Consider the following 20,293-nt stretch of genomic DNA (forward strand, 5'->3'; position numbering starts at 1 on the left):
TTTCTACTCCCCATTGACACAGATCACATTGTTTTTCTTTTCCCAGACCAATGTGATCTCTAATTCCCATTCGCTGTTTCCGGCTGCATCACATGCCACCTGTGAAAATCCCATCTTGCCGTAGAAATCCTTTACCATCGCATTTTTTGCAGTCGGATAATAGAAGCCGCGGATCTTTTTGATTCCCTTATTTTGACAGGTCTCTATCAGGGTATCCAGCATAGCGTATTCCATATCCCTTTTTAAAACACGGCAACTCATGATCCACAATTCAATGTGACATTCTTCTTTAACCCTCTTGCCTATGACTACAGATACGATGCCGTTATCGCCAAATTTGTCCTCTAATTTCCCGTATAAGGTAATATAGTTCTCATCTTTCGCCCGCATTTCCATCTCATCACGCGTATAGCGCTTCGTCGTCAGATTAAACTGGTTGCTCTTGTTCGACAACTGCGCCACACGATTCAAAGACATCTCATCAAATGGCAGAATCGTCCCTTTCATCTGCAAAGATTCCAGATATGCATGGTAGTCTGTAAAGGCATGCAGGCTTTTCTTTCGATTCGCATTAGCACGGTACATGTCATTACGTTTCTGATCATCTTCGGACAAAATCGTTGTCTCAAAAAATCCATTGCGGTCTAAAATACGGATATAATCTCTTGCATCCCCGATCTCCGGCGCGCATACCCCATCTAAATTTTGCGCCACAATGCTGCGCTCTGCCGGATTGTCATCTACAAATACCAGGCTTTCTGGTAACAAATTTAGATCTTCTGCAATTTCCCTGAAATTCTGATCTTTAGGATCCCAATTCGCTTGTATCTCAATGAAGTCCTGCATACAAAAGGCACTATCCGGGTGTTCTATACCCGCCTTGGCATTTTCAAAATCATTCTTAGAATCAATATTTAAAATTACACCCAATTGCGTCTGCTCTTTCACATAATTTTGAAATTCGGAATAGATCTGTCCCTCTGCGACTTCCTGCCCCAGTGCAATGTTTTCCACACCATCATCACCGATAACACCGCCCCATAAGGTATTATCCAGATCAAGCACAAGACCCTTCTTGTTTTTGCCAAATACGGATTTAATGATATTTGCCACGTTAAATGCCAGATACGGAATGGCATTGACATTTAAGGCATATTTATACATATGGTAGAAAAATGGATCAGACCATTCTGCCAGCCCATAATCAGCGGAAATATAATTGATATCACAGATATAAAAATCCTCATGGTTGTCCGCATAATCGTAGAACATCATATTGAGTCTGGTCAAAAAATTGACCTTTCCATGTCTATCACTGGCATCCCGATTGCCCATAAGCCGATACATAGGCATTTCAAAATTATTCTGTATGATCGGGCAATGATATCGGTCAGCAATACTTTCCCAGATCGTGCAATATTTCTGATATTCCGCCTCCAATAAGTCTGTAATCCGGCTTTTGGAATCGCTCATTTGTGGATAACGCGTGATATTGCGATTACTGGTGTGGATATAGATCAGATCCGGTGCAAATGCCTCTAACTCTGCATTATCAAATACTGCATCCTCATAATACTTGTTATATTCGGACTCATAAAAACTTGGACGGATTCCTTGATTTAATAAAAATAATTCCAGAATCAGTTTAATATCATTTGTCGTAGATCCTCCTAAAATAGCAATCTTTTTATCGACAAAACGTTCGCCCTCTGCCAACAGTTCTCTTTTGATCCTTTTCTTTTTTGCTAAAATATAGTTTGCATCAAACGGATACAGTAATTCTTTTTTCATGATCATTTCCCTCTATTTTTTATCTTTTGCACCAACTGATATCCCAATAACGGCACGCCAATGCCCAGCAGTAAATAGACCGGCCACATATAGTCGAAAGAATGTGGCAGCGTCAGATACAATACCCGGTCCGGATCTCCTATGTGCGCCGCCCAGATACGATCAATGATCTTTATGAGCGGAAAATGCACCGCCATAATCCAGAAAGAAGCCTTTCCGCAGGATGCTATCAAAGAACCGAGCCTGTTCAACCGGCTGATATATTTTGCCAGAACCATACATACATAAATGCCGGAAAATGCCACCAGATACATTCCCGGATATAAAATACCGATGATCAGATCCAGACTATGATGAAAACTGATAAAATAAACGGCTAGTGCCAGGATGGCTGCTGCACATACAGACAGATATTGCTCCAGTCCTTTTCCGTAATTTCTGAGCAGGTATCCTATCCACAAAAATGGCATGACCGTAAGCGATACCTGGATATTGGCAGGCATTAAAATAGATATAACGATACAGCCGACGATGGAACATACCAGGATGACTACAAACTGAAATGCAAATTTCAGATAGGAATTTCCTGTTTTCTTTTCTATTTTTCTGCTGATCGTAACCAGAAAGCTCAGGAATACAGATGCCATACAAAGTGCCGGAACAAACCACAAGGTTCCTCCCATCAATTCATTGGCTGTACCCAAAAGCACAAAAGCACAGGCTTCCGCTAAGTTCCGCAAACTAAAATATTCTGTTCCGATCGGCATAAAGCCCCAGCGGATCAGGGAATTATGTAATAACATAATGATCCAATAAACAATAACGTATTTGATCCAGGAAGACTTGAAGCGGTTGATCACATTTAAGTACGGATCATCCCCATATTTTTTTTCGCTATACATAAACCCGGAGATAAAAAAGAATAAGGGAATATGAAATTCATAGACAAAATCATGTGCCCAACTACATGCATGTCCCAAAACAACACAAAGGATTCCTATCCCTTTTAACACATTCCAATATCGTCGATCCGGCATGATCGGATTCTGTTCTATCATTTGGCAACTCCTTTCGACAGTCTATTCCAAAATGCCTGTAACAGTAATGGCAAGCCAATACCCAATACTAAATACAAAGGGATCAGCATATTGTGATTTCCTAAATAATGTTCATACATCATAGAGATATCCTGATGATATCCTGCATAGATACGATCAATGCCGCGGATAATCATAAAATGTGTTCCCATCAAAAGGAAGGATGCCTGTCCCATTTTGACGAATAAACTGCGCAGATAATTGCTTTTTTGCAAAACACAGATTCCCTTTGCCAGACACATACAGACATAAAATCCCATAAATGCAGTCAGATACATGATCGGACTGACGTATCCATCCACCAGGCTATACAAATGATCTCTACTATAGATTGCAAGAAGCAGAAACAGGATGATACCCACCCAGTATTTTATGTACTTTTCCAGATCGGACATATAATTGCGTAAAAGATAGCCAGCCCAGAAATATGGTTGTACCGCAAAGGCGATCTGCATATGTGCAGGCAGATCCCAGCCATAGGCGATCATAAGATAGCCCACGATACTGCTGCATCCTATGACAATTCCCTGAAAGAGGAATTTGATCTTTTTACTTTTAAACCGATCTTCCAGCATACGGCTGTAATAGATAACAAAGCCCATGAAGGCAGAGCCGATCACAAGCACCGGAACAAACCACAGCGGACCTGCCAGAAGTTCATTTCCGTCTCCGATGACAGCGTACGCCATTTGTTCCACCATCTGTGCTTTTGTATAAAGCGGCTCATCTATGCGCAGCATATCATAATACCCCAAGACATTATGAAGTAAAATATAAACGATATATAAAGCAACATATTTTACCCAGGACTTCATACGCCCTTTGAGATTATCATATGGGGCATCCCCGTATTTTTGCTCATTATACATATAGCCTGAGATAAAAAAGAAAAGGGGCACATGAAACAGATAGACAAAGTTCTGCACCGGCATAGCACAATGTCCGAGCACAACGCAAAAAGCGCCGATTCCCTTTAAAATATTCCAGTAATCCCTTTGCAATTTTCCATTTTCATCCGTCATTACATTATTCATTGCGTTTTTCCATTTCTTCGGTACGAGACAATAATCTTTCCTGCGTTTTTTCATAAATGCTGTCTGTTTCTTTTTCATGTTCCGGCAGTTCGTACTTTTCTTTCAGATAGTCTGCCATATAGTCTGTGATCTTAAATGCACCACGATAATTCACATGCATATTCTCGTTGAAATCCGTTTCATAGTCCAAGCCGATCTCATCTACACGATCGTTCAGATCCAACACTTCATAGCCTCGGTCCTCAATCTTCTTCTTGATATAATTGTAGTTGGCAAATTTGTCCTCTTCCAGATTATTCGGGGTATTTGTAAAGAGAATGTTTCCATCGAAAGTATCCAGATAATCCAGCAGTTCCTCTAAATACTGCTGGTTGTCACTTGAAACTTCCAGTGGCTTTGCGCTTCTTCTTGCCAGTGTTTCCTGTTTATCAAAACTTTCTGTATCATCATAGATATAGTAGCCCATAAAACTATCCGCATCCTGTCCAAAATCTGCCGCCGTCAACTGACTCCAGCGATTATGATAGAGCGTGAAACTAAAGTAGTAATCAAACGCATTGACACGGCTGCCCGTTTTTTTCTCCAAACGCTCCACCATATCCTTTATGGCTTGTGTCCGATTATGCGAAAACCGCATAGAATCCGTTACACGCCGAATATAGTTATCACAGAAGATCTCATTTCCCATCACATCATAATCATATGCCAACATCCGAATATCGATCAGATAGACCTTGGAATCCTGTGTCTTTTGCACCTCCTGCAAGAGATATTTCGTCAGTGCAACCGGTTGGCTTGCCGTTCCAAGCCCATACATCTGCACGCCATTATGCGCGTAGGCTTCTGACGGTATAAAGGACGACTGTACCGCACTGGCACCAATCCATACGGCATCCAGACTATTTTTATCCAGCCTGTAAAAGGTATCAAATTCTGCTCTGGAATGTGTATCGTCAGATATCCTAAGCACCTGCGCCGCTCCCCCAAAGAGAAGCGCCACCACCAGAAGAAATGCAATGATTTTTGTTATGTGTCTTTGTTTCGTTTTCAATATGTACTCCTAGAACTGTCCATATATAAAGGATGATGCATCGTAACCCGGACCGTAAACACCGCAGATCAAGACTGCAAATAACAATACAAGATAAAGGATCCAGCGGACCGGCAATGCCTTCTTTGCCACATACATCCGCACATCCTCTTTTTGCTTACCATAGGAGATCAGCCATACAATGACAGCTCCGATAACAAGAAGGAACCAGTCTGCACGCGATGCCAGTGGCAAAAGGGATGAAAGATTTGTCGGTTTAAAACATCTTGCCCACATACGAAAACCATCTTTCATGCTGGCAGACCAACTAAACGATATGCTGGCAGAAAATAATACAAAGGTACGGATCCGCTGCCAGAGTTTCCATCCAAAACTCTGCGTCGGGATATGCATCTTCTCTATACACCATTTACCAATCGGCTCTAAAATCTGCCCACCAACGATCATAAGAAAGAAAAACAGACCGGATCCGAAAACAAAGGTCCATGCTCCGCCGTGCCACAGACCTACAACCAGCCAAGTAAAAAACAGACCGATCCATGTCGTCATCTTCTTTCCCATTTTCTTGCCGTATTTCTTTTTCCATTTTTTAGCCCGCGTCTGCAAGCCTTTTGTTTTCAGGATTGGATACATGACATAATCTTTTACCCAGGCTCCCAAGGTAATATGCCATCTTCTCCAATATTCGGATAGTGAAGTCGCATATAATGGTGTATTAAAGTTCTCCGGAAGTCGTATGCCAAACAATTCCGATGCCCCTAACACAACATCCATACATCCGGAGAAATCCATGTATAACTGCCATGCGTAACCGAGTACCCCGATCAACACACACCATCCATAAAAGTCTCCCGACCAGATCTCCTGTACGATCGGCGCCATATGATCCGCGATCACCAGTTTCTTGAAAAGTCCCCACAGAATGCGCTGCAATCCAAAACAAAAGCCCTGATAGTCAGCTCTGTTTCCCGCATACAAATCCTGTTCGATCTCCTGATACCGTGTGATCGGACCAGAGATCATGATCGGAAAGTAAATGCCAAAAAGGCAAAACTTCAAAAAATTCCTCTGCGGGCTGACAACGCCCCAATAGACATCCAAAATGTATGCGATATAACTTAATGTATAATAAGAAATCCCCAGCGGTGCTACTATCTGCCAAAGGAACAAGGTACTTTCCTTTCCCAGCAGATGAAGCAGGATATTGCCATTGGTCACAAAGAAGTTCATCTCTTTGTAATAAAGCAAAGCGCCTATCTGAAAAAGCACTGCCAGACAGGTAAGGATCCCTGCGGTATTTATCTTTGTAGAAACACCCTCCCTCTGCTGCTTGTCCGTCCGGATTGCCGCGCCATATGCCACGAGGATCTGTAAGAGTGTGACGACAAACAAACGGAGTGATCCACAGACCACATAAAAGAACAGACTCGCCCCAAGCAAGACAAACCAGCGTTTTTGCCGCGGCACCAGACAATACAGCAAATATATGACTGCCAAAAAGGCAAAAAATTTAAGTGACGTGATTGCCATGTCCTTCCCCGCCTACTTAGTCGCTCTCTCGATGATAATATCTACCATCTCACCTACATTTTTCATTTCATGTACTTCACCCATGGTAAACTTCATGCCAAACTGATTTTCAATCTCAACTACCAGATTGATATGCTCCAGGGAATCCCAATCTTCAATATCATCCGATGTGGTCGCATCGGTCAATCGAATATCTTCATCATCAAAAACATCCCAAAAAATCTCATGTAATCTTTCAAACACTTCTTCTCTACTCATCTGTTTGTTCTCCTTTTCTTTATCTCATGCCACCGGTAATGGCAATATTTTGTCCGGTAATCGCCTCTGCTGCATCAGACAAGAGATATGCCAGCATCGGCACCACATCATCCACTTGCAGATTGCGTTTCAAGGGACTTTTGGCTGCATTTTCTTCCACGATCAAATCCGGCAGATCACTGAGGAATTTGGTGTCGATCATCTCCGGGGAAATGCCATTGACTGTGATCCCCTTGCTATCATATTCTGTTGCCAGAGCTTTCATCAGACCCAACAGGGCATACTTGGATGTCACATAAGCACTCTGATACTTAGGTGGCAGTCCCAGACAATAGGATGTCAGCATGAATACAACCCTGCCATACTTTTGTTTACTCATATGTGGCACAAAACTCTGTAGTATATGAAAAATAGATCTGACCGAAACTTCAAATGCCTGATCTAATCTGACCGAATCCATCTTGTGAAACCGCTCATTCGTAGTCTTTGGCGCTGCCAGATGCACGATATGGTCCGGCAGCCACTGTTCTTTTATCATCCCATCGATCATCGCCCGTACTTCTTTGGGATCTGCCAGATCTGCTTTGACCTTTTGGATCTTGCCCGGGAACTTTTGCGCAAGAGCGTCGATACTCTCATGACTATGACAATAATGTGCTACGATCGTGTCATACTGATCTGCTATTTGCAGGATCAATGCCTGCCCGACATCTGATGATGCCCCCGTGACAAATAAGACTTTTTTCTCTCTGCTCATTATAGCATGCACCCCGCTTTCAAAATACCTTTCGAAACTGTCTTACCTGTCTGGTTCCTGATCACAAACTTGATTGTCAGACGTCTGACAGATTCATGTATTTCCTTCACTGTGCCACTAATAGTCAGCTTATCTCCTATGTAGACCGGACGTGCAAAATCAATCTCCACGCCATGGATCAGGCAGTATTTCCCCGGCAGGTAGACACCTCCCAGCGTAGATATCTGCGATGCGATCAACATGCCATAAACCACACGATCTTCATATCCTCTGGCTTTGGCAAATTCTGTATCGTTATGTAAAGGATTGACATCACCGGATATATCCCGGAACTTATCCATCATTTCCCGGGTGATCTCAACTTGAAAAGATTCACTCAGACCCAGACTTATTTCTTCAAACCGATATTCTTTCATCTGTTTTCTCCCTTAGTAAACTCAAGACCAAAACACATGCGGCAAACACACTGACTACCCATTCTCTCCACTCCAGATGTGGATGCAAAGATGCATGATTATTGACAACCACATACCAGAGGATCGGCGAACATGCTACGAGAAATGAAATAAGGACTGTTATCTTTTGAAAGATCGGTTTTTGCTTTTTATACAACATATAGGCGATCACACCGACCAGGAAGATCACTCCAAGCAGGACTGTCGTCCATCCGACAAAAGCATGAAGATTAATGCGGAGTGCCGCCATAGGGCCAATCGCCATCCCATACTGATTGTCTCCAAAGTTGTCACCGGTTCCTGTTCTTCGCAGTACATTGATCCAGCCGTCTCTTAAAATATCTTCATGGGTAAAGGCAGTTGCCCAGATCCACTTCATAAACCACAATCCGGCATAGCCGATCAAAAAGGAAACTCCCTTGCCCACGATCTTCTTTACATTCTGTAAAAATCCGTCCTCACGATATAATAGATAGTAAGTCAGAACCGGAATGGCAAAGGCAACCAGCGGATAGGTCAAAAAGTCAAAGAATGCCACCAGCATACCATCGATCAGGAATATGTAAGGGATCTGTTTTTCCTTTTTGCAATACAAAAGTAAGAGCAGGGTCAACTGCATGGCATAATAGATGGTAGACAACTGAAAGGACTGCGCAATCGCAACCGGATTCATGGCAATGATAGTTACCGCATACGCAATACAATATTTTCCCAATCTCTTATAGAGCAGGCAGAAGATCCATCCTGTCAAAAAGACCATAAGCATAGCATGCAGATAATAGATGTCCTGCACATTCATAAACATCAGAAGCGGTTTCAAAAATACCAGATAGCCATGCCAATATCTGGCATAGTTGACATAAGACAGATCGCCTTGCGCATCATTTGCATAGTTCATCAAGGTATCTGCCCAATCTCCCCACTGATTTTCCAGATATGCCCCGGACGGACACAGCAGGGCATCCTGCAATGAACCGTTGAAATCCGGTGCGATGGCTTCTAATAACATGATAATGTTGGTGTCTGTATCGTAGGTATCATAAAAATTGGAAATACTCATATTGTAATCATCATTTTGCAAACGGATCGTATTGTCTGATTCGATAACATGCTCTACCATGCGATTTCTTGGCAATTTATAGACAAGGCATAAAAGCCCCACCAATACTATACTGCTAATGACTACAATCCCTATCATTTTAATCAATACTTGGATGTTTTGCTTCACTTTCATCTTATCTGCACTCCACTGCTTTCTTTCTTCTATCTGTCCAGAACCATGCCAGCCACATTAATGGTGCAAAAACTGCCACCAGCCATTCTCTCCATTCCAGATGTGGATGCAGGGAGCAATGGTTATTCAATGCCACGATCCACACAATCGGAATGATTGTCAGTAATGCAAAGATCACAAACATTCCCGCTGCTCGCTTCGTAAAACCAGCCTTATGCCGGATCATATAAATGACCAGAACAACCGCAGCACATAGGAGCAGGAAAACCATGATCCTGACCGGTCTTGTGCCAAAGGCATGTAAATTTTCACGCATGGCGGCTGCCGGACTGATCTCCACGTTAAAAGCGCTATCCACATCCGACATCGCGCCTTTTCCTGTTCGGTGCAGGACACTTTCAATGCCCTCGGCGATCACGTTCTCATCCGTAAACAAAGATGCCAGGATCCACTTGCTTACCCACATTCCGGCGTAGCCTAATAAAAAGGCTATACCATAACGGATACTCGCAAGCAGATTATGTAACAGGTCTTGTTCTGAGAATACCAGCACAAAACAAAGAGGAACCACGAATGCCACCGGCGGATAAGTAAGGAAATCCAAAAATGCCAGAATAATACCATCGATCACAAAGGCATACAGGAAAAGATGTTCCCTTTTTTCCTTGTCATCCCAGCAAAGTACCATTATACATGTAAGGATCATCGCATAGAAGACACTCGAAAGTTGAAATGACCTCGCAATATAAGGCGGATTAAAAAGTGCAAGCAGGACAAGAAACGGCCCAACGTATGCTTTTTCTTTTTTATAGATCAAAAGCAGAGTGGCAAAACACAAGCCACATAAGATCAAGGTATTGATCTGATAAATCTCATTCAGGTTAAAGAAAACAAACATGGGTTTCAAGAACAGTACAAAACCGTGCCAATAACGCGGATAGGTCAATTTATTATCCTCACTATAGGCTTTCGCATGTGCATCATTTTGCAGAGTATTGACCCAGTCTCCAAAGAAATCCCGGATATAATTGGAACTCGGTGCCAGCAAGGCATCCTGGAAAGCCGTGTGTTCTCTCGGCGCGATCACCTCTTCTAAGGTAATGATATTGGTCTTGGTATCATATACATACCCGTCTATATTCGCGTTGATATTATTGTCATCGCACAGGGCATATAAAAGATTTTCTGACTCCTCTATATGTTTTACAAAAAGATCGCGCGGTATCATATACGCAAGCGTCAGCAAGAGTATTGCTGCGATGGCACACCCTATCACAAGCCCTATTGATTTGACATAATCTTTGATCCACTCTTTCAATTTCTTTACCTCGTAAATTCTATGATCGACTCTGCATCGATGAAGTCATTGGATACCATCCAGAATGTCAGAATGATCAATGGATAGATCACAACAACCGGCTCTAAAACCACTTTTTCTTTGATCCACAGTCGAAATGTATTCCATGATGTCTGAAATGCCAGATCCTGACAATACAGGATCAACAGCAGTAACAGGTAATATACAAAAGCATATATGACCGCCCGGCAATAATCACCCAGATAAGCCCACAGCAAAAAGCCCGGCACGGAGCCAAGACCACACAAAAGATAAGCAAGTCTGTGCCGTCCATCTGTCTGTTCTTTTATCAGAGAGGCAAAAAATTGAAAGATGGCATAAGTATATGGCAGAAACAAAAGAACAATGACCAGGAAGCGTTTCCCTGAAATACGCCCCTGCACATCTGCTGCAAATCCATAAGTTTCCTTTGCCAGAACAAATGCCACGAAAGCCATAACGACCATCCCTGCCGCCTGCACCATATTTCTCTTGTTATCTTCCCACATGCCCTTTGCCAATACTGCCGCGAACAATAATGCTCCACCGGAAAATACGATCATCGGACAGATATATGCGGCAAGCAGGATGCCCGGCAGAACAATACCATCACATCTTCCGTCCAAAAGTGCCACAATGCATAAGAGTATGATGACCCACGCGTACAGATCCGGTGATCCCATATAACTGTCACAGATAAACATCGGCATCAGGCATACGGCAAGCAGCGTTGCCATATAATAGATCCCGCTTCTATTTTCTTTATTGACCTTACGCAGTGCCTGCCCAGCCACTCCGATCAAAATAAGGAAAAATACTGCCGTCATCCCCTGTATGATACGTCGGTTCCCCAGAATGGATAGTGCCCACAGGTGCTGCATCATATTTTCATTGTAATAACGCAAGACACACAGAAAACCAAAACCTGCCAAAGCAAGCAGAAAGGTCATATCTTTTTTTTGTAACTTATCTTTCATCCAAATCACCTCATCCTCTAGTAGAACAATATGCCCTTACTTTGCATAAATCGCTGTAAGCCCTTGACTAACATGTCGATATCCACATCCATATAAGGGACAGTCAATACTACCAGAGTAAAATATACCAACCATGCAGGATGTTTTTTTACTCTATCTACGACAACTTTTGTTTCTTCCGTAACCAGTGGATCCCGCAAGATCAACATTGCCAGAATAATAAGCAGATAGTAAGTAACCACTGCCAGAATCCAGCGACCATAATCTACCTTCAAGAGCATATCCGGTAAAATAGTCAGGGAACCGACCGCTACCGCAAGATATTTTAACTTGGCAAACAGGTCGTCCGCTTTCTTGATGATCCTTACGAAAGCCCTTGCCAGAACAACGATCGCCGGCAAAAGTATCAGCAGATAAAGGACTAATTGCACATGGTTCATATATACAAAATCCGTCTCCGCACCGGAAACATCAATGCCTAAGACCTCATGATACAAGAGAGTCGTATGATAGATTCCCTGATAAGATACATTGGTCGCATCCCGCAAAACAGTCTCAAAAATGTCATTGCCATTGGTGCGGCTGAACAACTCAAACCACAAAAACATACCGGATCCTATCAGAAAGGTCAGGAAAAACAAAATGGTATTTTTCTTATTCTTTCGTGTCATCATATAATAAAACTGGATCACCAGGATCACATTAAAATACATGAGGACGAAGCCCTGATGGAACATGATACCCAATGCCGCAAATGGCAGGGACAACCATTCTGTCTTTTCATTCATCAATGCCATAAAGCCCAATAACATCATCCATACCATGCAAAAATCTACACGCAAGAAATTGTATGCATAGGTAAAGGTTGCTACCATGGCAATATGAAAGGTCAGCAAGATGTATTGCTCTGCCTTTGTCACCATGCCATTTTCCATATCACTCTTCTTTAAAACATGATAGGAAAAAAATAAAAGGAATACGATAAACAGGACCGTTACCACATTGGCAAATACCAAGGCATTCTGATATTGCATCATATCTACCGGTATCACCGCATCCAGAATATGGTAGATGGTTCCAAGCAGGGATCTTGATGTAAATCCATATTCATAGGACAGCGCAAGCATGGTCGTATTATAGGATCTGACCCAGCCTCTGTAATTTGTAACAAAGGTTGCCAAATCCACAAAAGCCAGCATCATGATAAACTGTCTGATATTGTAATTTGCCTTTACAAGTTTCTCTTTCATTTTCCTCTTTTCTCCTGCGTTTCCTATTTTTATTGCCACGGAATCCATATATGCAGATGCATATTCAGGATATTAACGATCCTCTCTGTCAGCGGACAGATGCTAATATGCATGAGCGGCTGGAACAAAAGCGGGTATATCAACAATAAGACCGCATATGGATATTTGCTTCTTAGCCTGTCTACTGTCTGCCGGCTCACCTCTGTCACTGCCGTATCGCGCATTGCAAGCAGTGCCAATAATACGACGGCATAATAACTGATGATGGAAAAGATCCAGCGACCATAATCTACTTTTAGTATCATATCCGGTAAAATCGTCAGGACACCGGCAAGCACAATGATATACTTTACCTTGTCAATCTTTGTTTTTGCCAAGCCAAGCAGTTCCCGCGCAAAGCCTAGCGCGATCAAAATATAAGGCAGCATAAACAGGCAGTATAATGGAAATTCCACAAGATTTTGTTTGCGATATTCCCATTCCTTAGCCGATAAATCCACCCCTAAAATCTCATGTTCCACAACTTCAATATGATAATCAGCATCCGGTCCCATACTGCATGCCGTATCGATCAAGTGATCCGCGAATTTTTCTCCATCAATATGTGAAAAACCCTCAAACCAGATAAATAAAGCAGACACCGTAAGCATGGTCGCCAAAAACATGCCCAGATATTTCCGGCTGGTCTTATTTGAAAAGATAATCCTCAAGTCTTCCTGTCCCTTGACCGCATCCAGTGCTTTATATAATTGCATCGCCAGCACCATTCCCATATACATGAAAACATGTCCCTGATGGAACATCACGCCAATGGCAGAGAGCGGCACCGCCAGCCATTCTGCCTTTCCATAGATCATAAGAAGCACAGACAGCATACTGCACATGAGACAATACATGTCCAATCTTCCCAGATTATACTCACTGGAAAACATAGGGATCGCTGCAATAAAATATAAGATGATAAAATACCGGGCACTCTGTTTTACCTTTTCGTCGCTCATTCTCAGACACTTCATACAAAAGAGGAAAAGTAATACAACAAAGACCAGAAAACATCCTTCAAAAAAGAGCATTGCCCAGCCGAAAGTATATAAATCCCAAGGCAGGATCCGGTTTAAAACACCATAAATCGTCCCCAGTAGCCCACGGGAAATAAAGCCATACCCATAATGAAAAGCAAGCATAGTCGTATTGATATTGCTTGTCGTTCCCGCAAAATTATTCCAGAATAGTACAAAGGTAAAGAGGATCATTGCCCATGTAAATTTATTATCTTTTATCTTCATCTATTTCAATCTCCTCTTATAAAGAATCCAGTCTCCGACGTATGGTATTTTCCCGATCAGACGGACCAGCCCCCAGGCAATTCCCCAAACCAACAGATAGGTAAGGATCATTTTCAAATATAGATTGCTGTTCCACTGACTAAACCACGGCATCATCATGAGTGCGATCATATTATGTATGAGGTAAATGCCAAAAGAATCCTGTGACAGACGCTCCACGAAGGAACAATTCTTTTGCACAAGAAACATCGCAAAACCAAACAGTGCCAGACTGAGCAAAACAATCCCCGCGTGGTCATACCAAAGACTCACGTTTTCTCCCCTTCTGTGCTGGAGCCATAAATAGCCCTCACATCCAGCCAAAGCGAAAATGCCTGCCAGACTGTATATGGTGTAAGCATCTTTTTTGTGTTCTACCAACGCTGTATGCCACCTCTTGTATGCTCCGCCAATCAGCATATACACGGCATAGGTTATATGTTGCGCCATACTTTCTTGGGCAAAATTCTGCAGCAACAATACAAGTACCCATAGCAAAAGGACGGTAATGAGGCATCCCCGATTGGAAAGTTCTTTCCAAACCAGTGCAAAAACAGGCAAGAGCAAATATAACCCCAATATAACCGGCAGATACCAGGCATGTGACAAAACTGGTTCCTCTATAAATAATAATCTAAGAACAAAATCTTTCCATACAAAAGGTTTCCCTTGCACGCAAACAGCAAATACTTCGTAAATGGCAAACCATATTTCTGTTACCAGCAACAAATATAACCATTTATGTAAATAAAAACTTTTCCATTTTCCATCGCTATAGTCTCGATCTAGCAGCAGATAACCTGTAATCATAAGAAAGAGCGGCACGCCGCATCTGCCAAAGATCAGCAAAGTATATAGGATGATCTGTCTTGCCCCGGACATGTCCTGATATCCCAGCCAGAACATGCAGTTGACATCAATCACATGGCACATGATAACCATCAGGATTGCCAAAGCACGAATATAATCAATAAATATAACTCTTCTCTGTTTCATTTTATCTTTCATCCATATTAGCCACATTTATGAAGCCATTTTCCGAATCAGCGGTACCCTGCTCACCAGACCAACCACAACGTAACATACAAACGCTACTGCGAACGTTTTTATCAAATTCATCCCTATAAAATAATGGAATTGCAACCATGAAAAACAAGTTGTCCATGAAAATACCGCCAGTAATATGTAATGCAGATAATAAATTCCCAGTGTATTTTGTCCTATGTATTCTCCTATGATTTTGCTTGCCAAGTTCTCGCGGTCGGAAAATAGGCTCTCACATACCCCATACAGCCCTATTGCAATCAGGGCGGTAGATAATCTGACATAGCCAAAACTCAGATAAGTGTCTCCCCATATCAGTAAGCCGGTCTCACGGTATTTGATAAACATAAGCCCCATAAGTCCGATTACCAGACATATCCCCGATAAAGGCAATCGCCATCTATAGATCCGCCCACATTCTTTTCGATCAACGCCTTGCTGATATTCCAGTAAAAATGCTCCCAACAGGAAATAAAACAGCAAATTATTATTGTTGCCAAAAGTCAATATGCTATTCCATGCCTGCAATGGCAGTTCCCTTCCATGTATGATCTGTCCAACCAGCCAATTCACAGATGGAAAAAGGATACCTGTCAGACCGGATAGGATCATGATAAAGAATGTAATCTGCCTTCCCAGTGTACCGCCGGTAAACAGGAAATAGGTAATAGGATATACGATCATAAGCCCCAAATAGGCGATCATATACCACATAAGACCTGTATCCACGCCCTCGTAATCCTGTAAAAAGAACAGATACTTGATGCATGTCCAAAGGGAAATCCCGGTGATCTTTCCTGCAATCCTATAAACCACCAAATACAGCAAACGCCAGCAGACCAAAGTCATATACATAGATCCAAGGCGTTTCCCGTGTTTTTGCCATGTAAAATGTCGGCTCTGATGCAGTACTGCCCCCGATGCCATAACGAAACAGGGAACGGCTCCCCAGGCTAAGGTCATCATCAAATTTCCTACCACAGAATGATAGGGCAGCAAAACGCCATGACAATAGATCACCAGGAGCATACTGACACCTTTTAACACATCCAAATATACAATTCGACTCGTCTTTTGTTGCATAACTTTTTCCATAACCTCTACCGCATCAATACCTTGCGCAGCCCCGTCAGTTCGCGTCCCATCCTGCCCTCGATCAGACCGATCAACTTTTCCATGAACTCCTTATACTCTACCGTTCTGCCATAAAGCAGCATCAGCAGGATATTATACATAGCCGTACAAACGACAAGTTTTAAGAAGATCTCCAGCAATCCGCCCATGACAATAAAGCTACAGACAAAATAAGTAAATCCACCGACTGCCACCGCAGATGCCGTATAGATAGAAAACATCTTGAAGTAATGGCTGACGCTCTTTTCAAAACCGTGCTTGTAGGTGACCAGTGCCTCCACCCAGAAGCAGACACCAGCCGTCGATACAAAAGTACCGATCAAAACACCGACCAGACCATACTTGATGACCAGAACAATAGAAACCACAAGGTTTACGATCACTTCAAAGATCGGCTTGTAACGATCGTACCAATACAGTCCCATCGCATCACGGAAATTCAATGTCACCTTGCGCATACCGCTCATATAAAAGTTCAGTACAATCAAAAACACAACACTCATCGGGAAAAGATAATCTTTGCCCGCCCAGACCTCGATAAACGGATTGAACATGACAAGAAAGGTCACTGCCGCATAGGAATGGATCCAGAAGCCGATAAAATTCAAGGTCTTATAGATATGAAAAACGCGTTCTTTGTCATCCGTGACGCTAAGATTTCCGATACTTGCGACAAAGGAACCCAAAATGCCATTGATGGCTGTATTGACACTTCCCAGAAGCATACGGTAATTGTCAAAAATACCCACGGTCACCAGACCGACAAAGGCAGAAATGATCAGACTGTCCGTATTGTTGACCATGACATCACCCAACTTGTGCATGAACATGGCACTGACATTCTTAAAGATGCTCTTCTGTGTTCCCTTGGATGGCAGAGACTTGCGATCCTTTTTCAGATACGGATACATCCGGTCGCATTTCCAGGCGATTGAAAGATTGGTCAGGATATTGCATATGATCTGCATCAAAAGATATATGATGAAATTTTCAAATACCAAAAGAACAATGATCTGCGCAATGAACTGGATGGTCATAAAGGCTGTCACATAAAGCGTACTGATATAGCCTTTTTGATGTCCGTCGATCAGCGCTCTCTTATAGCCCCATAAATAGGACACGACCGTATTCAACAGATAGAGCAGATAAATCCCTGTCAGCCCGCTGATCCCGGGATCGTCCGCAATAAAATATTTTAAGAAAGGAACCAGGCAAAGTCCTGCTACCATGATAAAGCCTGCTACATAAGAGTAGAGTTTGCGGTAGAGGTTCATCAGTTCCGTGATCTCTTTTTCATCTTCGCGCGCGATCGGGCCATACATATGGTAGATCATGGCTGTTCCGATACCGAGTTCTGCCAGAGAAAGCACGGAAAGGATATTGCCAAACAATCCCTGCACGCCCAAATACTCCTGTGACAGGACGCGGATAAAGATCGTACGTGCCACAAAAGAAAGTATCAAATTCACAATATAAGAGCCCGAATTTGCCAGGGCATTTAAAAAAGTATTCTTTGTTCTCATTTCACCTATCCTTGTATGCCCGGACACAATGCACCTAGCATATTATTAAATTATATTTTATCTTGATGTAAAATTCAACATTGGGTATGATTATCCTATGTATATATGGGAAATATGGCAGATTTCTGCAGGAAAATGAGGGGTTTTATGGAAACAAACGTAAAAAACGCAAAAATCAGTGTCATTGTGCCGGTCTATAACACACCGACCTTACACCTGAACCGCTGCATTAACAGCCTGCTGCAGCAGGACTATACAAATACCGAGATCATTTTGGTGGATGACGGATCTAGCAGAGATTGCTGCGCTGTTCTGGAACAAATTGCTACTCGTGATAACCGCATCCACTTATTTCATAAGGAAAACGGAGGCGTAAGTTCTGCCCGAAATTTGGGACTTAGCAAAGTAACAGGAGAATTTTTGACTTTCATGGATTCTGATGACTATTTAGACTCTCACGCCTGGTCGCTCTGTATAGAATCCATGCAAAGCCACGACTCCGATCTGGTCTGCTTCGGCTGGCAGGATCATCTTGCCGATGGCACTCTGGTCGACCACTGCATTACGCAAGACTATTCTATGTCCACTATTGCCAAACATTTAGAAGCCATGAGACACATAACGCCAATAGAAGAAACACTTGCTTCCGGTCAAAAGCGTGTATCACTCCCTCGCTCGAAAGAAAGCAATCAGCCTCTTGTCTGTGACCGTGAAACACTTCTGACCGAAATCGCCTCTGACAATATCCATTATGGCGGCGGCTATCCTTGGAATAAGATCTGGCGTACCTCTGCCTTGCGGGATGCGGACGGTTCCCTGCCTCTTTATGATGAGTCACTTACCATCTACGAGGACAAACTCTGGGTACTGGAAGCCGGTGCACGGATTTCCTCTGCCCTTATCATGCCTCATATCCTGTATCATTATATGTTTTTGCCTGGCAGTCTGACCCACAAGGACACGGACATCATCGACCGGCAGCCACTGGCATACAAAGCATACGACAAGATCCTGGATTTTCTGGAAAAGGATTTTCCGGAAGCCTATATCAGAGCCTACAACTTCTATTTTGATGTGATCTTTGATGACATCCATGTCTTAAAAGATGCCAGACATCGCAATCATTATCAGAAGCAATACACCGAGACCATGGCAACTTATAAAAGGCTATGCAAACGCATAGCCCCTCGTACCTTATATTATCCGGTCCGGTCACCGCAGTTTTGCAGTTGGCTGAAGGAACGCACCCTTCCCTAAGCCTACCACCAACCCAAGCCCAGCCCGGTATTGATATAACCGGCAAGTTTGGCAACGACGCTGCAGATTGCCACATCCCAAAGCGGCTGGAAGATCAGCGGATACAAGAGCATGACAAGAGCCGCAAATCCATGTTTTTTGATGCGCTCCACCGCTAGGACAAACTGCCTGCCGACCGCCTCATCCCCCATGGCAAACAGTGCCAGCAACACAACGCAATAATAGGCGATGATCGCATACATCCAGCGTCCGAAATCCACCTTTAAGAGCAGGTCTGGCAGGATGGTTCCTGCCCCGATGGCAACAAAGATATATTTTATCTTATTTTTTTTCTCTGCCGCCTGTGCGATCAATCCTTTAAAAAAGCGCACCATAAGCAGGATATAAGGCAGCATCAAAAGAATAAATATCGGAAACTGCACCGCATTCATACGGTGGTATTTTACCTCACGACCTGTTAGATCGATCCCTAAAATCTCTTTATCCACAACGTCCTGATGGATTTTCCCGTTTTTACACAATTTCTTGGCACTTGCCACAATCTCCTCATAGATACCATTGCCATTAGCATGAGCAAAAAGTTCAAACCAGAAAAAGAGAATACATGCCACCAGCAGGGACAAAGCAAAGATCGTAATGTATTTTTTGCGTTCTTTGCCCTCTGTCGACAGTATCTTATACATGAGCAGGACTAAAATGATGTTAAAAAACATAAAGACATATCCCTGATGCACCATAACGCCAAGGGCTGAGATCGGGATCAGAAGCCACTCTGCCTTACCTTGGATCAAAAGCATAGCCCCAAGAAGGCTTAAGAATACGCAATAAATATCCAGTCTGCCAAAATTGTAATGACTGGCAAACATAGGCACGGTAAAGATCGTCAAAAAGAGCATCAGATAGCGCATGACATCCAGATATTCTGCCCTGGCTCTTTTTAAACACAGGACAAAGAGCCCCAGCACCGTTGCATAAAAAAGCAGCGTGATAACAAGCGTATAGCCCACACATGCCTGATAGGTCATCATGTTGATCGGCAATATTTTATCCAGTCCCTGATAGATGGTTCCGATCAGACCTCTGGAAATAAAGCCGTATTTATAGGAAAATGCCATCATGGTCCCGTTGATTCGGTGTACCCACGCCTCATAATAACGCAGGAACAAAAGTGCCCCAAACAGGACTTCTGCTATGACAAATTCTTTGATTTTTCTATTTTTCTCTGCTGTTTCCATCTCTT

18 protein-coding genes are annotated in these 20,293 nt (G+C 42.9%); 1 reads left to right on the plus strand and 17 read right to left on the minus strand.

Annotated features, from left to right (window positions below):
* Positions 1-3: 3 nt before the first annotated feature.
* From DW183_RS02605 to DW183_RS02680, 16 genes are read right to left on the minus strand one after another with little or no spacing between them, the layout of a single operon-like run.
* On the minus strand, positions 4-1,791 hold the full coding sequence (locus DW183_RS02605; protein WP_118280499.1) for an HAD-IIIC family phosphatase: 1,788 nt from the start codon (positions 1,789-1,791) through the stop codon (positions 4-6).
* 2 nt (positions 1,792-1,793) lie between these two features.
* On the minus strand, positions 1,794-2,849 hold the full coding sequence (locus tag DW183_RS02610; RefSeq protein WP_118280500.1) for an acyltransferase family protein: 1,056 nt from the start codon (positions 2,847-2,849) through the stop codon (positions 1,794-1,796).
* Positions 2,846-3,922 (minus strand): acyltransferase family protein, encoded by a 1,077-nt coding sequence (locus DW183_RS02615; protein ID WP_158573002.1) that lies wholly within the window; start codon positions 3,920-3,922, stop codon positions 2,846-2,848. The genes DW183_RS02610 and DW183_RS02615 overlap by 4 nt, the downstream gene beginning before the upstream one ends.
* Positions 3,915-4,973: a hypothetical protein gene (locus DW183_RS02620; RefSeq protein ID WP_118280502.1), complete on the minus strand. Its 1,059-nt coding sequence runs from the start codon at positions 4,971-4,973 to the stop codon at positions 3,915-3,917. The genes DW183_RS02615 and DW183_RS02620 overlap by 8 nt, the downstream gene beginning before the upstream one ends.
* Before the next feature lie 9 nt (positions 4,974-4,982).
* The gene (locus tag DW183_RS02625; RefSeq protein ID WP_118280503.1) at positions 4,983-6,503 is read right to left on the minus strand and encodes an MBOAT family O-acyltransferase; all 1,521 of its coding nucleotides are present in this window, start codon (positions 6,501-6,503) and stop codon (positions 4,983-4,985) included.
* Positions 6,504-6,515: 12 nt separating this feature from the next.
* Positions 6,516-6,761: an acyl carrier protein gene (locus DW183_RS02630; protein ID WP_118280504.1), complete on the minus strand. Its 246-nt coding sequence runs from the start codon at positions 6,759-6,761 to the stop codon at positions 6,516-6,518.
* A gap of 19 nt (positions 6,762-6,780) precedes the next feature.
* Positions 6,781-7,518 (minus strand): SDR family NAD(P)-dependent oxidoreductase, encoded by a 738-nt coding sequence (locus DW183_RS02635; protein ID WP_118280505.1) that lies wholly within the window; start codon positions 7,516-7,518, stop codon positions 6,781-6,783.
* Positions 7,518-7,934, minus strand: a complete 417-nt coding sequence (locus DW183_RS02640; protein WP_118280506.1) for a MaoC family dehydratase — start codon at positions 7,932-7,934, stop codon at positions 7,518-7,520. Before DW183_RS02640 ends, DW183_RS02635 begins: the two co-directional genes overlap by 1 nt.
* Positions 7,915-9,207 (minus strand): hypothetical protein, encoded by a 1,293-nt coding sequence (locus tag DW183_RS02645; RefSeq protein ID WP_118280507.1) that lies wholly within the window; start codon positions 9,205-9,207, stop codon positions 7,915-7,917. Before DW183_RS02645 ends, DW183_RS02640 begins: the two co-directional genes overlap by 20 nt.
* Before the next feature lies 1 nt (position 9,208).
* Positions 9,209-10,525, minus strand: coding sequence for a hypothetical protein (locus tag DW183_RS02650; RefSeq protein ID WP_118280508.1), 1,317 nt, complete (start codon positions 10,523-10,525; stop codon positions 9,209-9,211).
* Between the two features lie 5 nt (positions 10,526-10,530).
* A complete protein-coding gene (locus tag DW183_RS02655; protein WP_118280509.1) occupies positions 10,531-11,520 on the minus strand; it encodes a hypothetical protein in 990 nt (329 codons plus the stop codon).
* Between the two features lie 17 nt (positions 11,521-11,537).
* Positions 11,538-12,770 carry a hypothetical protein gene (locus DW183_RS02660; protein WP_118280510.1) on the minus strand — a complete coding sequence of 411 codons (1,233 nt, stop codon included), beginning with the start codon at positions 12,768-12,770 and terminating at the stop codon, positions 11,538-11,540.
* Between the two features lie 29 nt (positions 12,771-12,799).
* On the minus strand, positions 12,800-14,056 hold the full coding sequence (locus DW183_RS02665) for a hypothetical protein (protein WP_118280511.1): 1,257 nt from the start codon (positions 14,054-14,056) through the stop codon (positions 12,800-12,802).
* On the minus strand, positions 14,057-15,091 hold the full coding sequence (locus tag DW183_RS02670; RefSeq protein WP_158573003.1) for an acyltransferase: 1,035 nt from the start codon (positions 15,089-15,091) through the stop codon (positions 14,057-14,059). It abuts the gene before it with no gap.
* 27 nt (positions 15,092-15,118) lie between these two features.
* Positions 15,119-16,234: an acyltransferase gene (locus DW183_RS02675; RefSeq protein WP_118280513.1), complete on the minus strand. Its 1,116-nt coding sequence runs from the start codon at positions 16,232-16,234 to the stop codon at positions 15,119-15,121.
* Between the two features lie 5 nt (positions 16,235-16,239).
* Positions 16,240-17,796, minus strand: coding sequence for a lipopolysaccharide biosynthesis protein (locus DW183_RS02680; protein WP_118280514.1), 1,557 nt, complete (start codon positions 17,794-17,796; stop codon positions 16,240-16,242).
* A 147-nt stretch (positions 17,797-17,943) separates the two neighbouring features.
* Here DW183_RS02680 and DW183_RS02685 point away from each other — a divergent pair, with 147 nt between their 5' ends.
* Positions 17,944-19,053 (plus strand): glycosyltransferase family 2 protein, encoded by a 1,110-nt coding sequence (locus tag DW183_RS02685; protein WP_158573004.1) that lies wholly within the window; start codon positions 17,944-17,946, stop codon positions 19,051-19,053.
* A gap of 2 nt (positions 19,054-19,055) precedes the next feature.
* On the opposite strand, the gene DW183_RS02690 is transcribed toward DW183_RS02685, so the two are convergent.
* Positions 19,056-20,288, minus strand: a complete 1,233-nt coding sequence (locus DW183_RS02690; protein ID WP_118280516.1) for a hypothetical protein — start codon at positions 20,286-20,288, stop codon at positions 19,056-19,058.
* Positions 20,289-20,293 lie beyond the last annotated feature (5 nt).

It is taken from the genome of Roseburia sp. AM16-25 (assembly GCF_003473825.1).
In the GTDB taxonomy this organism is placed as follows: Bacteria; Bacillota; Clostridia; order Lachnospirales; family Lachnospiraceae; genus Pararoseburia; species Pararoseburia lenta.